This is a genomic window from Paracoccus sp. PAMC 22219, assembly GCF_000787695.1.
Classification (GTDB): Bacteria; Pseudomonadota; Alphaproteobacteria; order Rhodobacterales; family Rhodobacteraceae; genus Paracoccus.
On sequence record NZ_BBPH01000121.1, the window covers coordinates 1 to 2575 of the forward strand.

At 68.6% G+C, this 2575-nt stretch carries 3 protein-coding genes and 2 pseudogenes; 4 read left to right on the forward strand and 1 reads right to left on the reverse strand.

Annotated features, from left to right (window positions below; all coding sequences use genetic code 11):
* Nucleotides 1-216 (forward strand): annotated as a pseudogene (locus TY51_RS22775) (hypothetical protein); the annotation flags it as partial.
* A pseudogene (truA, locus tag TY51_RS13570) lies at nt 216-1003 on the forward strand (tRNA pseudouridine(38-40) synthase TruA). The pseudogenes TY51_RS22775 and truA, both read left to right, overlap by 1 nt.
* On the opposite strand, the gene TY51_RS13575 reads toward truA, so the two are convergent.
* Nucleotides 964-1758 (reverse strand): sugar transferase, encoded by a 795-nt coding sequence (locus TY51_RS13575; RefSeq protein WP_081995027.1) that lies wholly within the window; start codon nt 1756-1758, stop codon nt 964-966. The pseudogene truA and the gene TY51_RS13575 sit on opposite strands and share 40 nt — an antisense overlap.
* Nucleotides 1759-1918: 160 nt before the next feature.
* Between TY51_RS13575 and TY51_RS13580 the strand changes: the two genes are divergently transcribed.
* Both TY51_RS13580 and TY51_RS13585 read left to right on the forward strand, forming a co-directional pair.
* Nucleotides 1919-2377, forward strand: a complete 459-nt coding sequence (locus TY51_RS13580; protein WP_042250295.1) for a universal stress protein — start codon at nt 1919-1921, stop codon at nt 2375-2377.
* Between the two features lie 63 nt (nt 2378-2440).
* A partial coding sequence (locus tag TY51_RS13585; RefSeq protein WP_042250297.1) for a NifU N-terminal domain-containing protein occupies nt 2441-2575 on the forward strand: 135 nt, incomplete at its 3' end.

The following is a 2575-nucleotide window of genomic DNA, read 5'->3' on the forward strand; positions in this document are numbered from 1 at the left end:
TTTCGTCGCCGCGCCGACCGGCTGCTGGACGGCGACCGCGACGCGCTGGACATCGAGATGTCGGTCCTGCGCGACCGCCTGGCCCGCGAGGGGCTGACCGGCGCCGCGACGCGCGTCGATCCGGCCGAACGCCCCGCCCTGCAAAGCGCCGAAGCGCAGACGCTGGACGATCTGCTGCGCACGCCGATTCAGGGACAAAAGGTTCCGCGCGACTGATGCCCCGCTTTGCCCTGCAGGTCGAATATGACGGCGCGCCCTTTGCAGGCTGGCAGGCGCAGGCCGACCAGCCAAGCGTCCAGGCGCGATCGAAACCGCGCTGGCGCGGCTGGACCCCGGTTTCGCCACCCGCCGCATCGCCGCCGCGGGACGCACCGATGCGGGCGTCCACGCGACCGGGCAGGTGGCGCATGCCGATCTGGACCGCGATTGGGACCCGTTCCGCCTGTCCGAGGCGCTGAACTGGCACCTGAAGCCCGCGCCCGTGGCGATCCTGCGGGCGGCGCGGGTGCCGGATGATTTCCACGCCCGGTTCTCGGCCGTGGAACGGCGCTATCTGTTCCGGCTGGTGGCGCGGCGGGCGCCGCTGACGCATGGGCGCGGACAGGTCTGGCAGGTCTTGAACCCGCTGAACGTGGACGCGATGCGGGCGGGTGCGGCGCATCTGGTCGGGCATCACGACTTTACCACGTTCCGGTCGTCGATCTGTCAGGCGAAAAGCCCGGTGAAATCGCTGGACGAGATCAGGATCGAGGTCGCGGACATCCCGCAGGGCCGCGAATACCGGTTTCACCTGTGCGCGCGGTCGTTCCTGCACAACCAGGTGCGGTCCATCGTCGGCACATTGGAACGGGTCGGCGCGGGGTCATGGGCGCCCGAACGGGTCGGTCAGGCGCTGGCGGCGCGCGACCGGGCGGCCTGCGGTCCCGTCTGCCCGCCGCAGGGCCTGTACCTGACGGGGGTGGGTTACCCCTGCGATCCCTTCGAGGGACCGATCGGCAGATAGGACTGACCGCGCCGGCGGCGGCGCGGGCGTTCGTCGCGGCGCGAGATCACGATCTTCAGCGTGTTCCACAGGATCCACAGGTCCAGCCGCAAGCTGCGATGGCGCTGATAGATCAGGTCGATCTTCAGTTTCGCGGGCAGGCAGCGGCGGTAATAGGCCATCTCGGTCGCCTCGGCCGACCTGCAGCGGGCCAGGATCCGATCCTCGTGGCGGTGATAGATCAGCGTGGCAAGGCCGGTGACGCCGGGGCGCGAATGCAGGACCTGAGCATAGACGGCAGGAAAGCGTTCGACATATTCGCGCAGCGGCGGGCGGGGTCCGACAAAGCTCATGTCGCCGCGCAGGATGTTGAACAGCTGCGGCAGCTCGTCGATGCGCGACCGGCGCAGGAAGCGGCCGATGGGCGTGATGCGCCACGCCTTGTGCGCGCCGGTGGCGCCGAAATCGTCCTCCTCGCACAGCATGGTGCGAAATTTCCACTGCGTGAAGGGTTGGTTCGGGGCGCGCATGCGGTGGGCGGCATAGAGGATCGGTCGACCCTGCAGCAGCAGCAGCAGCGCCGCGACCGTCAGCATCACCACCGACAGCGGCACCAGCAGGATCAGCACCAGGACCAGGTCGAAGGCACGCTTGGATGCGGGCATGGGATTGACGCCGGGGGCCCGCGCCTCGCCGATGAACCAGGCCATCCGGGGCGCGCTGAGCGGTCCCAGATGCGCGGCATCGGCCTTTTCCCAATCATGGTGGATCGTCACGACACCGTCCGCATTGCACATTACACGCCAGTCAACCTCATCGCGACTAGCACGACATGCAAGGATTGGAAACGGGGGCGGCGCTTTCCTGCGCACTGACTTGCGCGGGCATGGCACTTCGGCACTGTCGGGGCGAAAGAGGCGGGGGTCCGGCGGTACGATGCGGAAATTTCTGGTCCTTCTGGACGACAGCAGGGAATGCCTGAACGCGATGCGCTTTGCCGCGATGCGGGCGGCCAAGTCCCAGGGCGCGGCCGTGGTGATCCTGTCGGTCATCCCCGCCGAGGAGATCCAGCACGGATTCGGCGTGGCCGACGTGATGCGCGCCGAGGCCCGCGAGCGGATCGAGGCGCATTTCGAGGTCTTTGCGAAATGGATGCGGTCGCGTCCCGGCGTCGAGCCGGAGCTGGTCATCCGCGAGGGCGACACCGCCGAGGAGCTGCTGGCCCAGATCACCGAGGACGGCGAGATCGGCGTCGTGGTGCTGGGCCTGTCGTCGGACAAGAGCAGCACCAACCCGGTGCTGACGCGTCTGATGCGCGATCCGACCGCCCTGCCCTGCGCGATCTCTCTGGTCCCCGGCGATCTGTCCAAGGAGCGGCTGGAGGCGATCACGTAAGGCCCCCTGCGGCTTGACCCAAGCGGCCCGGATCGCCATATCGGGATCTAAAGGAGCGACCCCATGTTCATCCAGACCGAGACGACGCCGAACCCCGCCACGCTGAAATTCCTGCCAGGAGAGACGGTGCTGGGCAGCGGCACGGCCGACTTCCCCTCGCCCGAGACCGGGGCCACGTCGCCCCTGGCGCGGCGGATC

Bases quoted from the DNA above. Each gene is read 5' to 3' on its own strand.
- TY51_RS13580 (WP_042250295.1), top strand. From the start codon at position 1,919: ATGCGGAAATTTCTGGTCCTTCTGGACGACAGCAGGGAATGCCTGAAC.